24 protein-coding genes are annotated in these 23403 nt (G+C 42.2%); 9 read left to right on the forward strand and 15 right to left on the reverse strand.

The window, feature by feature from the left end:
* Window positions 1-16 precede the first annotated feature (16 nt).
* From MHI60_RS05710 to MHI60_RS05745, 8 genes are all read right to left on the reverse strand, one after another.
* Window positions 17-832: an HAD family hydrolase gene (locus MHI60_RS05710; protein WP_144485956.1), complete on the reverse strand. Its 816-nt coding sequence runs from the start codon at window positions 830-832 to the stop codon at window positions 17-19.
* Window positions 829-1938, reverse strand: coding sequence for a cysteine protease StiP family protein (locus MHI60_RS05715; RefSeq protein ID WP_144485958.1), 1110 nt, complete (start codon window positions 1936-1938; stop codon window positions 829-831). The genes MHI60_RS05710 and MHI60_RS05715 overlap by 4 nt, the downstream gene beginning before the upstream one ends.
* Window positions 1931-3262 carry a phosphoribosyltransferase family protein gene (locus MHI60_RS05720; RefSeq protein WP_144486086.1) on the reverse strand — a complete coding sequence of 444 codons (1332 nt, stop codon included), beginning with the start codon at window positions 3260-3262 and terminating at the stop codon, window positions 1931-1933. The genes MHI60_RS05715 and MHI60_RS05720 overlap by 8 nt, the downstream gene beginning before the upstream one ends.
* On the reverse strand, window positions 3252-4439 hold the full coding sequence (locus MHI60_RS05725) for an HpcH/HpaI aldolase/citrate lyase family protein (RefSeq protein WP_144485960.1): 1188 nt from the start codon (window positions 4437-4439) through the stop codon (window positions 3252-3254). The genes MHI60_RS05720 and MHI60_RS05725 overlap by 11 nt, the downstream gene beginning before the upstream one ends.
* A 99-nt stretch (window positions 4440-4538) precedes the next feature.
* Window positions 4539-5318: a TerC family protein gene (locus tag MHI60_RS05730; protein WP_095407657.1), complete on the reverse strand. Its 780-nt coding sequence runs from the start codon at window positions 5316-5318 to the stop codon at window positions 4539-4541.
* Between the two features lie 141 nt (window positions 5319-5459).
* The gene (locus MHI60_RS05735) at window positions 5460-6038 is read right to left on the reverse strand and encodes a TerD family protein (RefSeq protein ID WP_034664245.1); all 579 of its coding nucleotides are present in this window, start codon (window positions 6036-6038) and stop codon (window positions 5460-5462) included.
* 39 nt (window positions 6039-6077) lie between these two features.
* Window positions 6078-6659, reverse strand: coding sequence for a TerD family protein (locus MHI60_RS05740; protein ID WP_039176267.1), 582 nt, complete (start codon window positions 6657-6659; stop codon window positions 6078-6080).
* A gap of 20 nt (window positions 6660-6679) precedes the next feature.
* Window positions 6680-7282 carry a TerD family protein gene (locus MHI60_RS05745; RefSeq protein ID WP_024427228.1) on the reverse strand — a complete coding sequence of 201 codons (603 nt, stop codon included), beginning with the start codon at window positions 7280-7282 and terminating at the stop codon, window positions 6680-6682.
* 414 nt (window positions 7283-7696) lie between these two features.
* On the opposite strand from MHI60_RS05745, the gene MHI60_RS05750 reads away from it, so the two are divergent.
* Complete coding sequence (locus MHI60_RS05750) at window positions 7697-8689, forward strand: LLM class flavin-dependent oxidoreductase (protein ID WP_144485962.1); 993 nt, start codon at window positions 7697-7699, stop codon at window positions 8687-8689.
* Window positions 8690-8900: 211 nt separating this feature from the next.
* A complete protein-coding gene (locus MHI60_RS05755) occupies window positions 8901-9941 on the forward strand; it encodes an acyltransferase family protein (protein ID WP_144485963.1) in 1041 nt (346 codons plus the stop codon).
* Window positions 9942-9961: 20 nt separating this feature from the next.
* On the opposite strand, the gene MHI60_RS05760 is transcribed toward MHI60_RS05755, so the two are convergent.
* Together MHI60_RS05760 and MHI60_RS05765 are read right to left on the reverse strand one after the other, a co-directional pair.
* Window positions 9962-10741: a glucose 1-dehydrogenase gene (locus MHI60_RS05760; protein WP_095407654.1), complete on the reverse strand. Its 780-nt coding sequence runs from the start codon at window positions 10739-10741 to the stop codon at window positions 9962-9964.
* 119 nt (window positions 10742-10860) lie between these two features.
* Entirely contained in the window at window positions 10861-11289 is a 429-nt protein-coding gene (locus MHI60_RS05765; protein ID WP_024424361.1) for a cell wall hydrolase, read from the reverse strand.
* Between the two features lie 526 nt (window positions 11290-11815).
* On the opposite strand from MHI60_RS05765, the gene MHI60_RS05770 reads away from it, so the two are divergent.
* Entirely contained in the window at window positions 11816-12877 is a 1062-nt protein-coding gene (locus MHI60_RS05770) for a DUF4352 domain-containing protein (protein WP_039176247.1), read from the forward strand.
* Between the two features lie 187 nt (window positions 12878-13064).
* Here the strand turns inward: MHI60_RS05770 and MHI60_RS05775 are convergent, their stop codons facing one another.
* The 3 genes from MHI60_RS05775 to MHI60_RS05785 form a co-directional block, all read right to left on the reverse strand.
* Window positions 13065-13403: a hypothetical protein gene (locus MHI60_RS05775; RefSeq protein ID WP_095407652.1), complete on the reverse strand. Its 339-nt coding sequence runs from the start codon at window positions 13401-13403 to the stop codon at window positions 13065-13067.
* Between the two features lie 131 nt (window positions 13404-13534).
* Entirely contained in the window at window positions 13535-14710 is a 1176-nt protein-coding gene (locus MHI60_RS05780) for an ABC transporter permease (protein WP_144485965.1), read from the reverse strand.
* Window positions 14710-15450, reverse strand: a complete 741-nt coding sequence (locus MHI60_RS05785; RefSeq protein ID WP_003217123.1) for an ATP-binding cassette domain-containing protein — start codon at window positions 15448-15450, stop codon at window positions 14710-14712. The genes MHI60_RS05780 and MHI60_RS05785 overlap by 1 nt, the downstream gene beginning before the upstream one ends.
* A 161-nt stretch (window positions 15451-15611) precedes the next feature.
* Here MHI60_RS05785 and MHI60_RS05790 point away from each other — a divergent pair, with 161 nt between their 5' ends.
* Together MHI60_RS05790 and MHI60_RS05795 are read left to right on the forward strand one after the other, a co-directional pair.
* Window positions 15612-16313 carry a LytTR family DNA-binding domain-containing protein gene (locus MHI60_RS05790; protein WP_095407650.1) on the forward strand — a complete coding sequence of 234 codons (702 nt, stop codon included), beginning with the start codon at window positions 15612-15614 and terminating at the stop codon, window positions 16311-16313.
* An 11-nt stretch (window positions 16314-16324) separates the two neighbouring features.
* Window positions 16325-17290 (forward strand): GHKL domain-containing protein, encoded by a 966-nt coding sequence (locus MHI60_RS05795; RefSeq protein ID WP_144485967.1) that lies wholly within the window; start codon window positions 16325-16327, stop codon window positions 17288-17290.
* A 33-nt stretch (window positions 17291-17323) separates the two neighbouring features.
* On the opposite strand, the gene MHI60_RS05800 is transcribed toward MHI60_RS05795, so the two are convergent.
* Window positions 17324-18253 carry an aldo/keto reductase gene (locus MHI60_RS05800; protein ID WP_024424368.1) on the reverse strand — a complete coding sequence of 310 codons (930 nt, stop codon included), beginning with the start codon at window positions 18251-18253 and terminating at the stop codon, window positions 17324-17326.
* A gap of 159 nt (window positions 18254-18412) precedes the next feature.
* Between MHI60_RS05800 and MHI60_RS05805 the strand changes: the two genes are divergently transcribed.
* The 4 genes from MHI60_RS05805 to MHI60_RS05820 all read left to right on the forward strand — a co-directional run bounded on the left by MHI60_RS05805 (window position 18413) and on the right by MHI60_RS05820 (window position 22117).
* The gene (locus tag MHI60_RS05805; RefSeq protein WP_223250928.1) at window positions 18413-18877 is read left to right on the forward strand and encodes a DUF1453 domain-containing protein; all 465 of its coding nucleotides are present in this window, start codon (window positions 18413-18415) and stop codon (window positions 18875-18877) included.
* Between the two features lie 18 nt (window positions 18878-18895).
* A complete protein-coding gene (locus tag MHI60_RS05810) occupies window positions 18896-20110 on the forward strand; it encodes a sensor histidine kinase (protein WP_144485969.1) in 1215 nt (404 codons plus the stop codon).
* Window positions 20107-20763 (forward strand): response regulator transcription factor, encoded by a 657-nt coding sequence (locus MHI60_RS05815; protein ID WP_144485971.1) that lies wholly within the window; start codon window positions 20107-20109, stop codon window positions 20761-20763. The genes MHI60_RS05810 and MHI60_RS05815 overlap by 4 nt, the downstream gene beginning before the upstream one ends.
* A 313-nt stretch (window positions 20764-21076) precedes the next feature.
* Window positions 21077-22117, forward strand: coding sequence for a DUF4352 domain-containing protein (locus MHI60_RS05820; RefSeq protein ID WP_144485973.1), 1041 nt, complete (start codon window positions 21077-21079; stop codon window positions 22115-22117).
* A 46-nt stretch (window positions 22118-22163) separates the two neighbouring features.
* Here MHI60_RS05820 and MHI60_RS05825 read toward each other — a convergent pair whose 3' ends face one another.
* Window positions 22164-23249: an SEC-C metal-binding domain-containing protein gene (locus tag MHI60_RS05825; protein ID WP_144485975.1), complete on the reverse strand. Its 1086-nt coding sequence runs from the start codon at window positions 23247-23249 to the stop codon at window positions 22164-22166.
* Between the last annotated feature and the right edge of the window lie 154 nt (window positions 23250-23403).

A 23403-nucleotide genomic window follows, 5' to 3' on the forward strand; every position in this document is an offset into this window, starting at 1 on the left:
CAGCCTTCTACTTCTGCTATCGAATCGAAGGCTTTTTTACGTTCATCATCTGCTCGATGACACAAGCGGTGATTTCATCCGCTGCGGCCATACCAGATGCCGATGTCGGCTCAAGTGATGGGTCAAAGTCGAGAACTTCTCCATGCCTTGGGGCAAAGCCCATATCTGATTGACGAATGAGCCCTGCATCTAACAGGGAATCACCCGCACCATAGACGTATTCAAGCTGCAGCCTGTCCTTTAGAAAAGCAACAGCATCCCACTTATTAAGCGGCTGTGGAATAAAGTAAAGCTTCCGTCCTTGAAGAGAAACCTGCCAACCTCTCTCCTCGCCCCACAACTTCAATTCAGCAAGCGGAATGTGAGATAGATACTCATCTTTCATAATTAAATAAAGAAATCTCCCCTCTGCTGTACGGGTACGCTTCACCCATGCCGCAACTGGAAGCTCGGAGATCGCCCTCAGCATCTCTCTGACTGGCATACACTCTCTAAGTCTCTCATCTACAATGGCCTGCCAATCCTCAAGCGGCTTGCCATGGTGAAGAATACAGCCCCCGTTTGTTGTGACAGCATACTCCGGTTTAAGCTCTTGCTCAAAGAAGGTGATTCGTTCATACTGTGCGGTTGTTCTTGTCGTCACTGGAATAAACCAGCCTGATTGATGAATCGTCTGCAAGGATTTTTTCGTTTCAATAGACATATAGGAAAGCGGGCGTTCGTCCAGCACCTCAACTAAATCATACTCTCCTTCATACGCATACTGCTCAAGCACTCGATGTGAGTAAATCAGTGTCCGGTCTAAATCACTGGCAAATGCATATGTCTTCATGACGTTTGCTCCAGCGGGCGAATTAACCCACAGCACGTGTAGGACATATTGGCATATTCAATGACAGGAACACCTCTGTCCTCAGCCAAAAGTAAAATATGCTTCAGCTTTTCTTGAGATCCAGGCTGAATCAAGATTTTCCAAGGGATTCTTCTAAGCAGCACACGGGTCGTCTCACCAACACCCGGCTTAATCAAATGGGTATTTTCAATTTGAAACTCCTGACCGATTGCTTCAATGGAAGCCATCCCCCGCCAATCTGCCGGCGCCCCTTGCGTAAGTATGGTTTCTGCTTTCTCTTGTACATTTGGTCCGAGGCTGGAAAATGCCTCTTCAATTGTATCCACATACAGATTGGACACATCCTCATCAAGCAGCTCTTTATAATACTTGGCCCCATGGAAATCATCGGCATTGATCCAGCGGTTGTTTAGTACCGTACGACTAACCAGTCCAGACACCGTTGAATTCAAGCAGGCACTTGGAATAAGAAAGTCCTCTCTCGTGCCGTATACATGTGTACAATAGCCAGGGTCAGCCAGTACAGCCAGCTCACTAGAGAGACGCACACCATACTTTTTTTCAAAATCAAGAACAGCTTTTTGTAGTTCTTTCGAAATCGCACCTTTTCCAGTCCATCCATCGATAAAGGCAATTTCAAAACCTGGATGTTCTTTCAGCATATAAAGCAGTGCATTCTCATCTATTCCGCGGTCGCGAATAATAGAGATGCTGTAATGGGGCAGATCGACACCATACGTCTTTCGAATATATCGTTTAATCAGCACCCCGATCGGTGTCCCTGCACGCGCCAAGCTGCAAAGTACGGTTTGGAAGCCTCGCTTTTTCACAATCTGTTCTGCTACAACAGCTACTGCTTCTGCTACCTTTTCCTTACTTTCTTCAAGAGATTGATAGAATAAAGTCATATAAGATGCCGTTGGTTTGTACTCAATTGGCAGCATTTCTGAATAATGCGCACCGCTCTGAATCGAACGCTCCCGCTCTTCTGTACTTTTCTCCATCTCTATAGAGGATAAATCTTTGAGTAAGAAGGTTACATCCTGCTCTGGATAGCTCCCCATCTTTGTATACACATTAGCCATTCACCTTCACCTCGTCTGATAAAGTCACAATATGCACATGCTTCACATGCCGCTCAGCAAATAAATGAACAAGCGGAAGCAATGCCTCCTGAGAAACCTTTTTCTCAAAAAAGAGAAATACATCATCATATTCACCTTTTGGAATGTTGTACACGTAGTGCTGAATTCGGGCATCCTCTGGATTCATAAAGGTAAACCCATTTTGGACAGCGTATCCATCCTTTTCGACTGGGTGAATGGGGCTTCTCGTCGTTGAATGAAAGAGAACGCCTTCCCCCATATGTGCAGACAGTCTCATCGGCACATACATCAGCTCACCTGTCCCTAAGCAGAGTGTTTGTTTTCCTTTGCGTTCCTGCCGCAGCCTCAATCCCGCTTCGGCAGCTGCTTGGTCGAGCGCTTCCGTATCTGTCGCATTTAAACCAAAACGGCCCGTTTCATGTATATATGGCGAATGACCTGCCGAATTTGTTGCATGAGAAAGTGAATATGGCACTTGCTTAAAGAAAGGTTGAAGAGAGTGAAAAGAGAGACTTGGCTGCTTCTCTTGCTCCGCAATCTCATACGAATAAGCTGGCTCATCGAGCGTTTTGCCTCGAAAGACCATCTGCCCTTTTAATAAAGACAAAGATGTAATGTGAATGCCAAGCTCCTCTTCAAGCTGGCTCATGGCTTTCTCATGCTCCTCCGTCCGCCAGTCCAAAATGGAAAGAATGGTATAAGAATGCCTTGGGTACTTTGCATGAAGGTCACGAATGATGTTGATATTGGTACGACCTGTTGTGACTTCATCATCTACTAACACGATGGGGCGGTCTGTGCGAAGGAATGCTTCGTCTGCATAACACAGCTGATCTGTTGCATGCGAATGTTCTTCTTCAAATACCAACGAGGGGTCAAGATCCAGCAGCTGTTCACGTGTCGTATGAATGTAAGATGCGCCTTCTATCACATCATACACACCATGTCCAAGGGCTGTTGCCGTTTCCGCAAAGCCGATGACGACAGGCTTATTACCTGCTGAAAGCTTTTCTTTTTTGAGTGTTTCATAGGCTGCCGTTAACACCGTGTGATCATCCGTCTTGAGTGCCTCTACAAGAAGATCTTGGTGCGGGGGCATCTTTCCCGTTTGTTCTTTGGCATATGCCATCGCTAAAAGACCCGAGACAAGGAGCGGTTTCACCGGATGAACGGGAATATGCTTTCCAAGCACCTTACTAACGAATAAAAAGGCTCTTTTTTTGTTCACCCTTGCCGCCATCTCAAAAAGATGCTCTTTTTCCAGCTGGAGCGCACCTTCTTTGAGGTCAAGCTCAACCTCCATATGTTCCAAGATGTTCAGCGTATGCCGCTTCTGATTCTGTGAGTATGTCGATATAGCTTCTATTTTCATGAAACACCCCGTAAATGTCTGACTTAATTAATATGTGCTCTGCCCACCGGTAATGGGGCTTCGTTTCATTCATCTTATTAGAAAAGGCACTCTTCATCACGCCAACTGTGCCGTCGGCATGTTCCAAAATGCTTAATGCATCCAAGTACTCTTCCTTTGTCACAACGTACATGCTTTGGACTGGCTTGAGATGTGTTGGATGAATTACTGTCTTTCCAAGAATGCCGTTGGCTACATCGAGTCTTGTCTCTTTGAGTAAACCTTGTACGTCATCGAATTCAGATAAGGACAGCTCACCGCCCTTAGAAAGCGCACGGATAAATGGTTTTTGTTCCTTTCGTGCAGGGCCAAAATGCTCCCATACAGCACCTGAAACAACAAAGGAACGGCCAAAATAATTGATAATATCTGTGATCAAATCTGCAATCAATCTGATTTCATAGATGGTGGTGTCGCGATCACGGCGAATGCCATATAAGCCGCAAAGATCGGTTGCCCCAATACGAATATTCAAAATATATTCTTCATCATTCAGCATGATCTTCTTTAACTTAGACAGCACCGTATATCTTGTTTCTTTTTCTAATAAATCGGGTGTTTCCAAAATGGGCATACCGTACAGCGTTGTCTTCGTTTGTGCTGACGCCTGTTTCAAGCTGTCCAAATAATCCTTCGCATTATGAATAGAACACTTCGGAAATACAAAACCCGTCAATAAACGAAGAGATGGACCAAGCAAATCTGCCATTTTGAGCAGCTGCTTCGGCGAACGAACCCGAATAAATAAAAGCGGCATTTGTTCAGCCATTTCAGGTGTATGCGTTAATTTGTCCGACAGTTTGGCGAGTTGTACCACTAGATTCTGTTCAGCCATTTCCACTTCTTGATCACCGATGGCATCCTCTAAACAAAATACAACAGAGCAAAGCGCTTCATATTTCTGCGACAGCAGCATGTCTGCTATATCCTGTCTTGTCGCAGGCATATACAAAGTAGCACCTAATGCATGCGCAAGTACGTGCCTTGGCGTCATCAAATGCATCGCCACCGGCCGTTTGAAAAAAATATCGTGCTGCCTCGCCTCTGATAAAAACTGAAAATACCGCATGCTGTGCCACCTCCTGTTGTTGAGAGAAAATCGAACAAATGACTTGATGATTCAAAAAAGGATGGAGCCGCTAATCAACTCCATTCCTTTTTGATCGTCCTATTCTTCTTTTGAAGCCGCAGCTTCGTTTGTCACATCTTGATGTTTCTTCTTATTGATTTTATGAACAATAAATGTTCCGATAAACGCTAGAATAATAATCGCAAAGAATGCAAGATGCGGAATTTCAATATCTGCAGCACTTAAACCCATTTTGATTGCAATAATCCCGATGAGAATAAACGCGGTATTCTCAAGCTCTGGAATACGGTCAATGAGGACAAGGAATAACTGTGCCACTGTACGCATCATGAGAATTCCAAGCATTCCGCCTAATAGCAGAATCCATACTTGCTCAGATACTGCGAATGCCGCAAGAATACTGTCCACCGAGAAGGCAAGGTCCATAATTTCTACAGAAATAACGGTTGCCCAGAACACACCAAATACACGAATCATCCAGCCTTCTTTTTTCAGTTCCTTCGCTTCATCATCGCCGTCACCTAACCAGAAGTGCTTAATAACAAGCCATGCTAAGTAAGCAGCTCCGAGAACCTTAATCCACCAGAACTTAATAAGCAGCATCCCTACGCCAATGAATAGAAAACGGAAGAAATAAGCGCCAATTAATCCGTAGGTTAATGCCTTTTTACGCTGCTTTTCAGGTAAATGTTTCACCATAACAGCTAATACAAGTGCGTTATCTGCAGATAACAATCCTTCAAGCACGACAAGCGTCCCAATAAGCCCCCAAGAGACAGGGTCTGTTAATACCTCTGCCCACATATGCCAATCAAAAAACGAGGCGTACGTATCCAACATATGTTTCAAAATCTCCAACTTGGTTTTCCTCCTATAAGTGTAGAAGCATCAGCAGGCTTTCGCCTGCTGTTATTCTTGATCGCTGTTTCTTTCTCACTTTGGAAAAGACCCTCATATGAGTTTTTGACAGCACCTCTTGAATTGATTTATTTCTCTTATTTACACTTCTAACCCATAATTTTGACAAAGAGCTGCAAGGCCGCCAGAGAATCCGCTTCCGATCGCGTTAAACTTCCAATCACTTCCGTGTCGGTACAATTCACATACCACAACAGCTGTTTCAATCGAGAAGTCTTCCCCTAAATCGAAGCGAATCAATTCTTCCCCGCCCTCTTCATTTACAACACGAACAAATGCATTAGAGACTTGTCCAAAATTCTGGCTGCGCGTCTCTGCATCATGGATCGTAACTGTAATTCCGATACGATCAATGTTAGCAGGAATTTTCGAGAAATCAACGAGAATTTGCTCGTCATCTCCATCTCCTTCACCCGTCCGGTTATCACCTGTATGAGTGACACTGCCGCTCGGATGCTGAAGGTTATTGTAGAACACGAAATCTGTATCTTGCTGACAACGATTGTTTGCATCCACCAAGAAAGCCGAAGCGTCCAAATCAAATTCGGCTCCGCCAGAATATTTATTCGTATCCCAGCCAAGACCGATCATCACTTTCGTCAGCCCTGGATTGGTTTTGGTTAAATCGACACGTTGTCCTTTTGAAAGCTGAATCGCCATATTCTTATCTCTCCTGTCTTTGAAAATAGGGAATGATCGTTATCCGATATCTAAGCCAAAGTCCGTTGCAATGCGTGCAAGGCCGCCTTGATAGCCTGACCCGACAGCTGAGAATTTCCATTCCCCGCCATGACGGTATAATTCACCTACAATAATGGCTGTCTCAATTGAGAAATCCTCTGCCAAATCGTAGCGAATGAGTTCTTCATTTGATGCAGCATTTAAAATACGTACATATGCGTTAGACACTTGTCCGAAATTTTGACTGCGCGCTTCTGCATCATGAATCGTAATGACAAATGAAATCTTCTCAATACTTGCTGGTACAGCTGCAAGATCAACATTGACCTGCTCGTCATCTCCGTCCCCTTCGCCAGTGCGGTTATCGCCTGTATGTACGACACTTCCGCCTCCGCCAGTTGTTTGGTTGTAAAAAACAAAGTCAGATGGAGAGCTTGCTTTACCTGCCGCATCTAAAAGGAATACACTTGCGTCTAGATCAAAGTCATGTCCGCCGTCATACTTATTGACGTCCCAGCCAAGACCGACGACTACTTTTGTTAAACCCGGATTCGTTTTTGTTAAATCAATTTTTTGACCTTTCGCTAAAGAAATTCCCACTAGGAACCTCTCCCTTCTGTTTAAATATAGTTTCTCGTAATATCAGCAAGCTTTGCATCATTTGTACCATTTCCAAGAGCCGCAAATTTCCACTCATTCTCGTGACGATAAAGCTCTCCGACGATTAATGATGTTTTTCCTGCATAATCATCTTTTAAATTATATTTCACTAATTCTTGATTGTTTGAACGATCAACAATGCGAATGTAAGCATTTTGAATCATACCAAAGTGTTGGTTTCTTCTAAGGGCATCATAAATGTTCACGACAAACACCAATTTATTCACATTACCCGGCACCTTGCTCAAGTTGACGAGGACTTGTTCATCATCTCCGTCTCCTTCACCAGTCAGGTTGTCACCTGTATGCTCAACACTGCCGCATTTACTTTTTAGGTTGCCAAAATAAATCAAATCTTTATTTTCCGTAAACTTATCATTTTTCAGCATAAGCACTGAAGCATCACAATCAACATCAGCGCCACCTCCGCCGCCAAACAGCTTTCCTAAAAATCCGCCACCTTGTGATACAGGGTCCCAGCCAAGTCCAACAAGAATATTCGTTAGCCCTGTTTTCCCTTTTGTTAAATCAATACGTTGACCTTTTTCTAATGTAATCGCCAAATCAATCACTCCTCCAGCATAATAAAAATCTATTTATTAAGCGATGGACCCTATTAAAATCATCATACATGAAAATTCGACAAAATTCATGAAATGACATTGGAGCCTCTTACTCTTTTTTCTATTTACTAGTATATACGATCTATGTTCAAGATAGGTTTCAAACACTTTATATTTTTTTAACGAAAGATGCATATTAAAAATGGTTCATGTCGTAAATGAATTGTTTCATGTGAAACATTGTCGAAAGTTCCCGATGAGCAGCTCTTGCTGAAAAGGACCGTATTGATGTGGTTTTATATGTTGATATAGAAAAGATAAAAGCATGTGATCAAAGGCTAAACCCTTTCGTTTCCTTCCATCCATGGATTTCTTTATACTTATATTCAGCATGTTGATGAAAGGATGTTGATGATGCCATCACTTCATATATTAGATCAAGTCGCCATTCCTAAAGGTCAGACAGCGCAGGAGACATTGATTCACACAACGCAGCTGGCTCAGCTGGCTGAAACACTTGGGTATGAGCGCTATTGGTTCGCTGAACACCACAGCACAAGAGGGCTCGCTAGTACAGCGCCTGAAATATTAATGGCTCATATTGCGTCTCATACATCGACCTTGCGTACCGGATCTGGCGGCATTTTACTTCCTCAATACAGTCCGTTTAAAGTAGCAGAGGTCACGCGGCAGCTTGAAGCCCTTTATCCTGGACGGATTGAGATCGGAGTCGGCAAATCTCCGGGTGGGATTGAAAGGACGAGACTCGCTTTGACAGACGGCGGGCATAAAGACCTGTCTCAGTTTGACCGCCAGCTGAAGGACCTTCTTTTTTACTTATCAGACAGCCTGCCTTCTGGTCATCCGCACGCAGGCGTGAAAGCTGCTCCGCTTGTTGATGCTCATCCGCCGGTTTGGCTGCTTGGACTGGGAGAAAACAGTGCCGTGCAGGCGGCGGAGCTTGGAATCAACTATATTTTTGGCCACTTTATCCATCCTGCACGCGGCAAGCAAGCATTTGAGACGTATCGATCACACTTTTCTCCATCTGTCTTTTCCAGCCAGCCACAATCTATGTTTGCCGTCTTTGTCATCTGCGGTGAAACAGATGAAGAAGCAGACCGGATCGCCAGCAGTACAGATTTATGGCTGCTGCGTGTTGAAAAAGGACTGGATAGCCGCGTTCCTTCTATAGAAGAAGCAAATGCCTATCACTACACCACGCAGGAGAAGGAAAAAGTGCTGCAAAACCGCCAGCGGATGATTGTCGGCTCGAAGGAAACGGTGAAAGAGCAATTACAAACCTTGATGGACCGCTATCAAACGGATGACATCATGATTCTCAACAATTCCTTTGATCCAATTGAAAAACAGCGTTCCTTCAAGCGAATAGCAGAATTATTTTGAAGCCAGCTTTCTAGGCTTCTTTTTTACATTGTCATAAAAAATGGGAAATGTAACATCAAGATGTCAAAATCCTTCCATCTGTCATCTGATCGCAAATGTGTCTTCTAATCGTTAGCGAACTGTAAACGCATAAGAGGTGTACCTTTTATATAGTAGAGGTACATATTCAAAGGACGGTTTACAACGCTGAGAAAGAAGGAGATGACAGGACATGAAAAAGAGACTCGATTGGGTAGATGCAGCGAAAGGAATCGGCATTCTGCTCGTGGTCATGGCGCATGTGCCCATTCCAGATTCGCTCAAGCAGTTCATTTACTCTTTTCATATGCCGCTTTTCTTTTTACTATCAGGTATGATGTTTCGATCATCCTCATCCCCTGCTCTGTCATTTATTCAGAAAAAAGCCAAAAGCTTACTCTTGCCCTATCTTTATTTCTCCATCATTACGTATGTATTTTGGTTCTCCGTTACCCGTTTTTTCGCATTCAAGGGACAAACGGATATTGACCCTTTCGTTCCGTTTACAGGTATTTTCATATCCAATGCAGATGAAGCAAGACTCACACATAACCCAGCGATTTGGTTTTTAACGACGCTCTTTTTAGTGGAGATTTTATTTTTCTTTATGCATCGACTGACAAAAGGAAAACCCTCTGCCGTGATCTTGCTGACTGTTTTTTGCGGCGGTGCTGGATATGCTACTACCTTGCTTTTAGATCAAAGTCTTCCTTGGAATGCCAATGTTGCCTTGACGGCTGTTGTGTTTTATTCGATTGGATTTTTAGCAAAGCAGTGGTTTGTGGAATTAAAAACAGATCCAACTCTTCTTTTATGTACAGGTCTGCTTGTGCTGACGGCTTACATGCAGAGCTTTAATTCACGGATCGATATGCGTGTCAACGACTACGGTGATCTCTTTATTTTCTATGCATGTGCTCTGCTCGGTTCAGCTGCCGTGATTTATTTAAGCTTTAAATTGAAAACATCCCCTATTTTGACGTACCTAGGACGAAATTCTATTGTTATTCTTGTCTTGCAGTTTGCCGGCATCGATATTATGAAAGCATTTGTTTTTTATGGACTTGGTATCAATATTGCTGATACAGCGCAGCTTTCTTGGACACTTTTTTATACGATTGGCACATTGCTGCTCATGGTGCCATGTATCTCCTTCCTGAGCAAGTACCCGATGCTGCTCGGCAAACCGGCCAAAGCCGCACAACGCTACGAACAAAAAACATCCGCCGGCTGAACAGGCGGATGTTTTTTGGATTAATCATTGATTTGAGAAGGATAAAGTGTCATTCCACCATCCACAAATAAGGTGGTGCCTGTGATATACGCCGCTTCCTTAGAAACGAGGAATGCAGCAGCGGCTCCAATCTCCTTCGGTTCACCAAAGGTTCTCATCGGAATTTTCTCAAGCTGCTTTTGTTTTTTCTGTTCGTCCTGCAAATCATCATTCGATTCGGTTGCCATGGTACCCGGCGCAATCGCGTTGATTCGAATACCTGCTTCGGCATAATCAAGAGCCAGCGTCTTCGTCATCATATTCATTCCGCCCTTTGAAGTGGAATAATGAACGTTGAACGGGCGCGGAATTTCCTGATGGACACTGGAAATATTTAAAATGGACCCTTTGATGTCATGCTCCATCATATAGGCGAGCGCAGCCTTTGCGCCTAAAAATGCACCTGTTATGTTCACATCGATGACGTTTTGCCATTGCTCAAGCGTCATCTCATGCGGCAGCGCTTCTTCGCCGTTGAAGCCTGAATTATTGACGAATACATCTACTGTACCGAAATGCTCCAGTGCTGTATCCATGATAGCTTGGATACCTTCCTCTTTTGAGACGTCTGCGTGCACTTTCACCGCCCTACCTCCGTGCTGCTGAATGGCTTGTACGGTCTCTTCAGCTCCATCTTCATCGCCTTTATAGTTTACAACCACATTCATTTCCTCTTGTCCAAACCGCAATGCGATCGCTTGTCCAATTCCTTTTGAAGAGCCTGTGACAATGGCTGTTTTCCCTTTTAAATCTTGATACATTTTTATTTCCTCCATTCACGTGCTTCATCTTGTTGATACACAATGGTTACCCATTTTGGAAAAAACAAAAACACAACCCTCTGCATTCGTACTCTAAGAGGATTGTGCGTTTCATCAAGCTAAAAGGTGTTATAAACATTTTCACACGTTTCGGCGGTTGGCTGATAAAAACAATGCGACTTATACCTTGCCACAAACGGCTGATTGTACCAAGTCGCTGGACAATCGCCAGGCGGTTTAAAATACCAAAGGCTGAATTTTGCCGGCCAAAAACGTTCTCCGTTAATATTTCTCCGCGCAAGTGTTTTTTCCGTTTCTCGTGCTCGCTGATAGAAGTAACCATGCGTGACCGCTTCGAATGCATGCTCCTGATAAATCATTTGTGGAATCGTACGCAGCCCTTTAAAGTCAGAGCAGTTCGCACGCAGTCGATTGATGCCCACGTTTCCTACGAGCAGCATCCCTCGCCTTCCTTCACCTTCTGCCTCCGCTCTCAGCAGTCTGGCCATTAAATCAATATCAGAGCTTGTCGCTCTTACCACTGCCATACATCCACCTCCAGTTCGTTTCTCTTTTATTTTATGTAGCGTTTCTGTGTAGATGACTGCCATTTTGACATGAAAAAGCACGTTCAGTGTCGGCAGCCTGTCTAAATTTGCTGGACATGTGTCTTGCTGCCAACAACACTCAAACCAAGTAACCATACACATAACAGGAAGAAATATTCATTACTATATACTCATTTACAAGTCATAAAAATCCTTCTAATTGCGACATCATCTTCAAAAACAGTCATTTGAACCTATTCAATAATCCGACTCAAAACCTTAAAATATAAAATGTTGAGTTTCTATAGGAGATATCAAATAATAATTACAAGTTTCTCCTCTCAACTTAGTGTCATTTTTACTACTTGAAGCCAATCAACCTCGGAAACGCACTGAGGTATTGACAGTACTTTCGCTTCATTCTACAGTAAAAAACATACAGTATTTTTCTTTTTGTGCAAAAAGAACGATATGAACTACAGCTTTTCAATGAAATTCACCATAAACCCGAGGAGGAAAACACGCCATGTTTAAAAAGAAATTATCCCTGTTTCTTCTGATCTTGTGTGTAACTGTTGTCGCTGCTGCTTGTAGTGGTGGAAAAGACAAAACAGCTGCGAAAGAAAACGATACCAAAAAATCTCTTGATGCAGCAGAAGTAAAGGTAGAAAGTGCTGAGTACACATTACCACCTCAATACGATACATCTGTACAGGATGATCAGTATGTACTAAAAGTGAATGTATCTGTAAAAAATATCAGCAAAGAGCCTCTCAATGTTGATAAAAGCAACTTCACGCTTTACCAAGATGACGCACAGGTATCTACGATCTCTCCAGATGACTACAACGAAGTATTATCTTCAAGCTCTTTAAATGCAGACAAAGTAACAAAAGGCGGTCTTTTCTTTGTTGTTGACAAAGACAAGGACTATCAGCTTGTTTACACAGAGCCAGGAAGCGGATCGAAAAAAGATGACAAAACATTAGAATTCGATATTAAAGGAAAAGACTTAATGAAAAAAGCAGATACACTACAAGCATCTGCAAAAGCTCTTTCTTCTTATATTGATGTGATGATTTTTGGTAAGAAAAACGACGATTTCGAAAAACTAACAGGTGATAACAAATCAACTGTTGTGAACGAATTTGATAAATCATTCAAGCAAGGTTACATTACTTCATCAGGTATTTCTTCTAGCTCAGCGAAGGACGAAAACCTTGATAAGCTTTTAAAAGCAGTAAAAGAAACATTAGCTGAAAAATCAAAAGTATCAACAAAAACAAAAGCGATCAGTGGTGATAAAGCTGTCGTGACTGTGACTCTTACACCAATTGATGCAAGCCCGCTTGTCGATCGTTTGAAAGAGAAAGCTACTGAGTTCTACAGCAAAAACCGTTCAGCATCTTATGATGATGCACAGAAATATCTACTTTCTATCTATCCAGATGAATTTAAAAAATTAGGACCATCATCTTCTGAAGAAACAGTAGAAGTGAACATGAAGAAAAATGATATCGACCAATGGAAACTTGATTTGAACGACTACAAAACAAGCTCATTAGTTGAGAAATTCATCAAGAACTAAAGAAAAACCCCCGATTCTGGGGGTTTTTTCTTAATTTATTTCGGTTGTTTCCTATATTTGATTCCGAAATACAGAGAAGAAAGCAAGAAAATCGATAGCCACACCCACTGAATATCCACCATAAATATAGTAATGGCTGCTACTATTAATATAGTGAGGTCCAGCTTTTTTTCATAACGAGAATATTTCATGAAGAAGAATTCCCCTTTTCAGCTTCATATTCTTTAATGATCTCAATTGGATCAATCGCATCTTCCTCTTGTGCGTATTCCTCTACATAAGGAGTTGTTAATTTTTCAAACCTTTGTTCATCATCTACTAAAGCAACATAGACTTCATATCCCTCATAATCAGAAGGGAATAACGTTGCAGTAGAACTACCGGTTTCTAAAGCCTTGTCTATTGCATTTTTTAATTCTAATAAACCTACCCTGTTTCCCAAAATAAAGGCTTCAAAATGATGTGTTTGCTGAGCATATATATTACATAGTCCTAACACATCATCGTCATCTGTTTGAAAAGACATGCCCAAACCTCCTTTGGTAAAATCAGGATAATTATATCATTTTCTCTTCCATCTTGCTATTGCGAGCCTCTTTTATAGGAATCTCTGAATATAAAAAAACTTGCAGAATATATCTGCAAGTTTTACTTTCTTTATTTCGCAAGCATCCATTTCTCTTTCATAAACAAGCTTCTGACGATAACAAACAGGATAACGACTGCCAGTGCTGAGGAGCCGAGTGTCAGAGTGATTGACATTGGATCGATGATACCAAACATCAATTGCTTACAAAGCGCATGAATATTAAGGAATGGGACCGCAAAGTAATACGTATCTAGCTGCGTTGCACCTGCTCTCATGGTAAAGAACATTGGGAGCACACCTAGCGTAATGATCATGGACATGTACGATTGCGCTTCTTTCACTGAGCTTGAAACGACACTGAGTAGCAGTTCAATCATCGATACCATGAAGGAGAAGATAATTAACGCCGCAAACATGACACCGATAATGCTCCACATTTGATCACCAAAGTTCAGAGCTTGCTTCAGCTTTTCTGTAAAGAGCAAAGTGGATAGAAGCAGCATGCCGATCGCCACAATCCCACTTAAAATACCGAACATGGAGACAGCGAGCCATTTCCCAATGAGAATCTGGAGTCTGCTGGCCGGTGTCAGGAATAAGGCTTCAATGGATTTTCGGTCTTTTTCACCTGCTACAATATCAAGCGCAGCCGGCAAAGCTCCTGAGATGACGGAGGTCACCAAAATCATTGGAAGGAGAATTGACAACAGCATAGCGGTCACTCCGTTTTCCCCTTCATCCCCTTCTTCTACATCAACAGACTGAACTTCAAACGGATGAATAACGGACGTATCGATTTGATCCGCTGCTAAACGCTTCTCGACCACCTGATTTTGATACTGCTCCAGCAATGATTGCAGCATTTGAACCGTGATCACCGAATCATCATCTGTCGTATAACCATGAATTTTAATGGCGAATGGCTTTTGATGCTGAAGCATATCACCTGCTTCTTTCGGCATTTCCAGGTAAGCATTTGCCTCCCCATCTTTGACGGCTTGTTGCGGATCATCAAATGTTTCAAGGTTTAGGTTTTTCACCTCTTTGATCATTTGGTTCATTTCGGCTGGAAGCTGTTCATTGATGGCGACTGTATAGGCTTTATCCCCTGGATCTGCAATCATGCTTTCATAAAAGAACACCAGCCCAAGCATCGTCAAAAGAGGAATCAGCACGGTTAAGAGCAACGTTTTTCGATCCCTCAGCGCATCTGTCATTTCTTTTAAAAAGACGGTTTTCCACATTATGAAATCCCCCTAGCTAGCTTTGACATAAAGATATAGTTCAAGTCATCACTTTGTTCCTGTGTATATAATTCTGGAAGTGTGCCTTTATACACAAGCTCTCCCTGATGAATCATCATGACACTGTCACAAAGCTGGCTGACTTCTTCCATGATGTGGCTTGAAAAAAGGATGGTTTTATTTTGCTGCTTGAGCTGATGGATAAAGTCTCTGAAAATATTACTTGATGTAATATCCAAGCCTGTTGTCGGCTCATCAAATAAAATAATGTCAGGATCATGAATCAAGGTTCTGGCAATCGCCACCTTTTGTTTCATTCCTCTTGAGAATCCTTTCACCTTGCGATCCATGTATTGTCTCATCCCAAAACGCTTTGCCAAATCCTCTATTCTTGCTTTGATTTCATGCTGATCTAAGCCATACAATTTGCCAAAGTATTCAAGGTTTTCTCGTGCCGTCAAACGATCGTAAAGCCCCGTCTCACCGCCAAACAAGACACCAATTCGCTTTTTCACTTCTGTTGATTCTTTCACCGTATCAAAGCCTGCGACAGTGACTGATCCGTGCGTAGGCTCTAATAATGTGGCTACGGCGCGCAACAATGTCGTTTTCCCTGCACCATTTTCTCCTAGGATGCCAACGACTTCCCCTTCCTTCACGGAGAACGTCATATGTTTCATCGCTTTTACGACCTTTTTCTTATCTTTAAACCAGCAGCTGCAATCGCTGAGAGTAATCATGTGGTTCGCCCCTTTCAACTTTCTAAGTCTATGATAGAAAAAATAACGCTTGCCTGATACAAAAATGTCGCGAAACGTCCTTTTTCTGTCTTGAAATGATCTATTTCAAAAAAACAAATGGTAAAATAGACAAATAATAAGAATAGTCATAGGTGATTTTTATGATAAAAGTAGGTCTCGTCGACGATTACCGAGTAGATTTAGAAAAGCTGCACGCCATTGTAGGCAGGATGGAGGCTGTGGACATTGTCTTTGTCACGCAGTCAGCAGAGGATGCATATGAGAAGGTCAAACAAGGAGACATTGATCTGTTGTTCGCTGACATTGAAATGCCTGGAATGTCCGGCTATGAATTAGCGGACCTTATTCACTCTCACGCACTGAATGTCGATGTGGTCTTTGTGACAGGAAACAGTGGTTATGCAGTCCATGCGTTTGATTTGAATGTACATGATTATATTATGAAGCCCTACCAAGCTGATCGAATTGCAAAATGCTTAGAGCGTTATATGTCCACCAAGCAGGAGAAAAGCATTCATGGACGGCTTCTCATTAAACAGCAGTCAGATATTCATGTGCTGCAGAAAAAGGATGTCATTTTTGTTGAACGAACGGGCCGGTCAACAACTATCGTGACAACAACAGGAGATATTCAGACCTATCAGACATTAAACGAGTTAAAGGGCGATCTGGCTGAAAAGGATTTTATCCGCTCCCACCGATCGTTTATTATCAATATTCATTACATTAAGAATTTCTCGGCGTATGCTAAAAATTCGTATATCGTGTCTTTTGAAGGTACAGATAAAAAAGCCATGATGACCAAGCAGCAATTAGAATTTTTTAAGAAATACTATTTTTAAGGAGAACAAACGTGAACGCATTCTATCTTGGATTTCGCATTTATGCTCTCATATGGCTGGGTCTTGCGTTTCATGCAGCTGCTGAAGCTTTTCTGCCGCTATCATCAACTGTGTTGTGGCTTCTTACCTTTTGCGTGATGTGTGCTTATACATTCTTTATGTACAAAAGATTTTTGCCTCATACGAGTGGTGATATGATATTAGGCGCTTTTATTCTCATTACCTGCACAGGCCTTTTGCTGTTTCTAACGGAACCGAATGAGCTGACCTATCTTGTGGCGCTCATCATCATGGTGACAGTCGATATCCTCTCATTGAAGGTGATGCAGACAGAGAAACAGTTAAATGGACGGCTTCAAGAGCTCATAAACGCAGAATCAAGAACCAATGAATTACTTCTTGAACTGCGCAGTAAACATCATGAAACAGCCAGACATTTAAATGCCTTTTCCGCGTCGAACGACGAGCATGAGATCAAAGATTTGATTCAGCAATACGTCAAACATTTCCCATGGATTAAAGGAGAAAATGCTTATTTGGCCTCAACCTTGCACCCTTTTTTCCAACGGGCTGAGAAAGAGAACATAGCACTTTCACTAGACCTTCAAGCACCCTTTTCATCGCTGCCCTTTTCAAAGGCGGATCAGGTTAGTTTTACTGGCAACCTGCTTGATAATGCCCTAGATGCAGCAATTGAAGCGAAGCAAGCCGGAAAAGAGGGCAGCATTTCGGTCACGACCTCTATTCGGAGCGGACTATTTTTAATCCATTGTGAAAACAGCACAAAAGGTATGGAAAAACACGTGCTAGATCATTTGTTCAAAACTTTTGGCCGCTCAACAAAAGGCGGCGATCATCAAGGCATGGGGACGTATATCATTCAACAGCTTGTAGAAAAGGCAGACGGTACGCTTGATTTCACTTACCGTTCTCCAAATTTGCGGCTCGTCATCAAAATCCCTCTCACCATGTCATAAAAAAAAGGTGCATAGCTGCACCTTTTTTTAGTGTTAAGAGAAAATCTTATCGATTTGATTGATTTCCTCTTCTGTTAATTGAACATCGTTTGTTTTTAGGTTTTGCAGCACTTGGTCTGCTCGTTTTGCCCCTGGAATAATAGCATCAATGCCATCCTGCGCTAAGAGCCAAGCGAGTGCGACGTGTGCTGTTTCTGCATTCTTTGATTGAGCAATGGCTTTCAGCTTGTCTACTTTTTCGAGATTTGAAAGGAATGCATCGCCTTGGAAAAGCGGGTCCTTTGCTCGAATATCATCAAATGTCGCATCTTTTGTAAATTTCCCAGTCAACAAGCCTGATGCCAATGGGAAATAAGGAATAAAGGAAATACCATGCTCGACGCAGTATGGAAGAAGATCCTGCTCTGCCTGACGTTTCAGTAGAGAATACTCTGATTGAAGCACGTCTAAGTAACCATCTCGGTTAAAGGCTTGAAGCTGTTCAAAATCAAGGTTTGATGCACCGATTGCCCTGATTTTCCCTTCGTCCTTCAATTCCTTTAATGTGCCTGCTACTTCTTCGAGCGGCGTACGTCCATCTGGGAAATGCATATAGTACAAATCAATATAATCTGTTTGCAGTCGTTTCAGGCTATTTTCAACCTGCTCTCTTAAGAAATCACGGCTGTTATCAAGTTCAATTTGCCCGTTTACTTCCTTATGAGCTCCTTTTGTCGCAAGGACAAGCTTTTCTCTGCCGCCTCTTTTGGCAATGATCTCACCGATTAATTCCTCTGAACGGCCCAGCCCATAAATAAAAGCAGAATCTAAGAAATTGACACCTTGATCAAGAGCCGTCTCCACAAGCTCCCGTCCAGCATCCTCACTAAGATTTGGGAATAAATTATGTCCACCTACTGCATTCGTACCAAGCCCTATCGGATTTACCTGCAAATCAGTTCGTCCAAGCGTTACCTTTTTCAAAAGCTCATCTCCCTTATCTACATAATCATCCTTATTTTCCCACGAATCATTTCCAACATTCAAGTATACCGCTCTCTAAAAATCAACCTGCGGGTGGACGCCGCGAAAATAGAAGATGCGTATGATGAAGATAGACTAAAACGAAAAGGAGATCTTCTCATGACCATTCAAATTGTCATCATTATTATTATTATGCTTTTGAGAACAGGCAAAGAAAAGGAAATCCGCCCCGTCAGATTTCTCATAGGGCCGCTCATTTTATTAGGCTTTCTCTCATATTCCATTACTCAGCATATTGAAATCACGGCGATAAGCCTGCTTGTCATGACTTTATTTGCACTCGTAGGTTTTGCAATCGGGCTATGGAGAGGTAAACTATACAAAGTAACATTTGATCAACACTCGGGACGTATTTATGCCGCCAGCTCACTTTATGGAACACTTTTTTTCATCGGGATCATCCTTATCCGGATGACAGTAGGTTCAATTGTACAGGATGGCGGTCATTCCCTGATCATTTTCGCAAATGGCCTGACATTCCTTCCAATCGGCAGTATGATCGGATTGCGGTTTATTCTTTTAAAGAGATATATGGGCATCAAGGCATCTGCTGCTATTAACTGACAGACAGGAGTTTTTGATATGAACCTTCAGCAGCCACTCAAGCTTTTAGGTCAAATGAGGCGAAAATTCGTATTAGGCCTTGTTTTGACCTATATGTATATTCAAATGTATGAGCCCCTTTCAATAGGCGAATTGGTGTTTCGCACCTTCGTCTATTTGGTGTTTCTCCTATGTCTTTTTCCAAAAAGCAAGCTGTCACCTAAAAAGCAATTTTCCATACTCCTCTTGATGTGGGTGCTGACACATCTCTTGTGGGTGGTGACAGGTCAGATTCAAGACAGCATTGGGCTGACCTTTTTTATGATTGGCTTTATCGCTTTTCGTTTTTCAGAGGCGCATCATCCCTATCTATTTGCTTTCATCTTTTTCACCAGTGGGGTCAGCTATTATATAAACGATTTTTCTTGGAACATGGTAATCACTCTCCCGCTATTCCAACTGCTTGTGTATACACTTGTCTTGATTTCTAGAATGCGGCGGCGTGAACAGGAATTAAAGGAAGAACACTTCGGAGAACTGCAATTGGTTCACAAGGAATTATCAGAAGCCCATGAACAATTGAAGCAGGCGCATATGGAGCTTGAAGAAGCGACCGTTCAGTCACTCCAATTTGCAGTGCTGGAGGAGCGAAGCAGAATTGCACGCGATCTGCATGACAGCATCGGTCACCAATTAACCTCAATGATTGTTCAGCTGCAGTCTTTGCCCTACCGTTTAAAGCAGGAAGAACCAGAGCAGATGGCGCAGACGTTTCAGGAGCTCATCAATATTTCTAAAAATTGTCTCACCGAGGTTCGTTCTGTGGTTCATCATATGGCGTCAGACGATGCAGGTCTCGGACTTGCCGGGCTTCGCAGTCTCATCAAGCAAGGAGAGATATCGGGAGAGCTTGACATTCACTTTCATACAGAGCAGCTTACGTATAAAAAGTGGCCGCTCTCCGTATCTGAGCTGCTTTATCGCATTTTACAAGAAGCCATCACCAATACAATTCGCCATGCCAAGGCCACTACGATGACCATTACACTATATAACCATCAGCATGAGCTGATGATGAACATTGAAGACGATGGATATTTGACCAGCGAAAAAGATATCTCATTTGGCTTTGGGCTGTCAGGCATGAAGGCACGGTGTGACGCAGCAGGCGGTTCCCTCAAGACGTCCATACGCGAGCCGCACGGCTTTTGTATTCATATTCAAATTCCAATCAAGGAGGACTCCGAGACATGACAAACCCTATTAAGATTGGCATTATTGATGATCAGCCGCTGATCCGCCAAGGATTTCGTTATATTGCAAGCGCTCAAGAGGATATTGACGTCATATGGGAGGCGTCAGACGGTCAGGAGGCAGTTGAGCTTTGCTCGATCAACACACCAGACGTACTGCTCATGGATGTACAAATGCCTGGAATGGATGGCATCACGGCAACAGAGCGCATTTTAAAAAAGTATCCAGATGTAAAAGTTGTGATTCTCACGACCTTTGATACGGAAGAATACGTCTTTGACGGAATTCGTGCAGGGGCAGTCGGTTATTTGCTGAAGGATACAATGCCTGAGGAATTAATTGAGGCCATCCGCACCGCCTTTGCTGGTGAATCTGTATTTCGAACGGCAGCATCTGAGCACATGATGGCACGAGCTCTTCAGCAGGCAAATGATACACATCACACGCATCTGCTTCACGAATCATTCACAGAACGTGAACGCGATGTATTACAGCAAATGGCCTATGGCTTAAAAAATGAAGATATTGCTGATCAATTATTTATCAGCAAAAGTACGGTAAAAACGCATGTGCACCGTATTTTACAAAAGCTCAATGCACAAGACCGCACACAGGCTGTCGTCTTCGCCATCCGGCACCGCCTCGTGAAATAAAAACTACCTTCATTTCAAGAATTTTATACAAAAAACATTTAAAACCCAAAATAAATCTATGAATTGATACTTATTAACTAGTATATTATGCTTATTTAATTCCTTATTTTATAGGTGATTGTGTTAAAAACTATCAAAAATAGGGACTGAAACCTATTCCTCATCATGAATGAATTTCGATAGAATGAATAGTGCAAATCGTCATTAGGATATTTTCCCCTCTAACACCCGAATATACCAATCTATCTGTTTCTTTTTTCTTAGTCAGATAGCGGGAATGAAATGACGAAAGAAAAGCAAAGGAGCTTCAACTGTGAATCTTAAAAAAATAAGTGCACTCCTCATGATTTCATTCGTGATGATCATCTCTGCAGCCTGCCAGAGCTCAGCCAAATCAACCGACGCTGATCAAAAGTTAACGAAAACAGCAGAGGTAAAAGTCAACAGCTACGAATATACGTTACCAGAAGACTCAACAACTACCTTGAGAGACAATGAATTGGTGCTAAAAGTCAACCTGACGATCACAAACAAAGGTGACAAGGCCCTCTCATTATATAATTCTGACTTCTCCCTTTATCAGGACGACGCCAAAGTATCTGATTTAAAATTCTACGGCAGCAAAGATCGTCTTGACCTTGGTTCATTGAACAAAGGCAAGTCACTTTCAGGAGCTCTTTATTTCCTAGTAGACAAAGGGAAAAAATATCAGTTCGTCTATCAGGACAGCATCAAGAAAAACAGTGATTCCATCCAAATCGACTTAGATGGAAACAAAATACTCGATTCAGCTAAAAAGCTGGATAACCCAGCAAAAGCGTTATCCGCTTATACTGATATTATTGTTTTTGATAAAAAGAACGATGAATTCGCAGATTTAACGGGTGACAACCAATCGGATGTCGTCAATAAATACCATGAGATGTTTGTAAAAGACTTCAAAAGAAGTGCAGGAATATACGGAAATGAAGTGAGTGACCGAGATATTCTGTCGATGTACAAACGCATTCAAAACACCATGAAGGATAAAGCAAAGGTAGAAACAAGTGTGAAAACCATCTCTGATGACGAAGCAAAGGTTGTCGCTCAAGTAACAGGCATTGATGCTTCTAACTTAAAAGACAAGCTAGACAAGCAAAGAGACGAGTTTTACAACGGGAAAATCCGTTCTAAAGAAGAATTGTATAAAAAAAGCTTAAACATGTACGCATCTGAATTCGAAAAACTTCCTCCCGTCTCCAGCCCAGCTGAATATGAAGTGAAAATGAAACGTAATGGGGATGGTCAATGGAAAATAGACCTCAACGATTATAATACAGAGCAGTACATGAGTGGTTTTATTAAAACGAGATAATCTAAAAAAAGACGCTGGCCTCTGAAGGTGCCGCGTCTTTTTTAGATTATACTGTCGCCTCTTGCTCTTCTTTCACCGCTTTTTCAATATCTTTAAAACGGCTCGATACAGTAGACGCACTAATGCCATACTTTTTCGCTACTTGTGCTTGAGAAAGCGGGGCATCGCTTGCAAGTGAATGAATATAGTATTCGATTCCCGCAGCAAATGACGCTGCTTTACGGATCACAGGTGATTTCTGATCACAGTAGGCTTTCCAAACCGTTAAAGCACCATCTGTCAGGCTCTGGTCACCGTGCTCCTTCATTCCGTCTTCAATCAGCTTAGCTGTTTCCAGCTGAACGTCACTTGCCCAGTCCATACGATCTGCTGATAGACCTGCATCGCCTTCTGTTTGACCATGTGTTTCTGACTCTTCTACTTCTTGCTTCGCAAACATACACTTCAGCACATCAGGGAATGACTCTCTCATAAATGTGCTGCGCGCTCCTCCATTTGCTTCATATGCATCAACAAGCTGGCGGACCTGAAGAAGAAGAGAATCTGTAAACTCTTTCGCAAACATCGTATATTGAATAAAAAACTCTGCTTTTTCTTCAAATTGAACAGGAAAACCAAGCACGAGACTTCCCTTCTCAGGCAGTACCGTTTGATCAGGTTTTACATCTACTTCAACCTTCTCCGCTGTTACCATATTCTCAAAGTAAAGAGACTCGTCCGTTTTTTCATTTAATAAAAGCAAAGATGGTTCCATGTCTGTCCAGGACTGGACTACTTGTCTTGTTTTCGGACGGGTAATATCCTCTGCTTTCTTTGTCAGGAATTCTTGAAAAATGGTTTCCTTCTTATCAGTTAATGGGCGGAAGAAGATGCCCCATACACTCAAATGAAAAACTGAGATTTGTTGCGTTTCTTTATCCATATCTGCAAGGAAAGAAAACTCATTAATGAATTGATTGATTGCTCTCTGATGTTTAGAAAAAGCATAATTCATTAAATCCTTTTGAACTTGTACAGCTTCCTTAAATACAAGCTCAGACGTTTGTTCTCCGCCTGATTTTTGACCACAGCAATGTTTATATTTTTTTCCGCTTCCGCATGGGCAGAGCGCATTTCGTTTAATTTTTCCCAAAATAAAACCTCCGACATTCTAGTCTAACCTCACTATTTTAACAAACGATTGCACAGGAGGGTTTTATTTTCAAGAAAAAAGAAAAATCAGAATGATCAGTTAAATTATAAAAACATCTTAAGATCACGATAGATCATAGGAAAGACAGACTTTC

The sequence above is a fragment of the Bacillus sp. FSL K6-3200 genome (genome assembly GCF_038630485.1).
Lineage (GTDB): Bacteria > Bacillota > Bacilli > Bacillales > Bacillaceae > Bacillus > Bacillus safensis.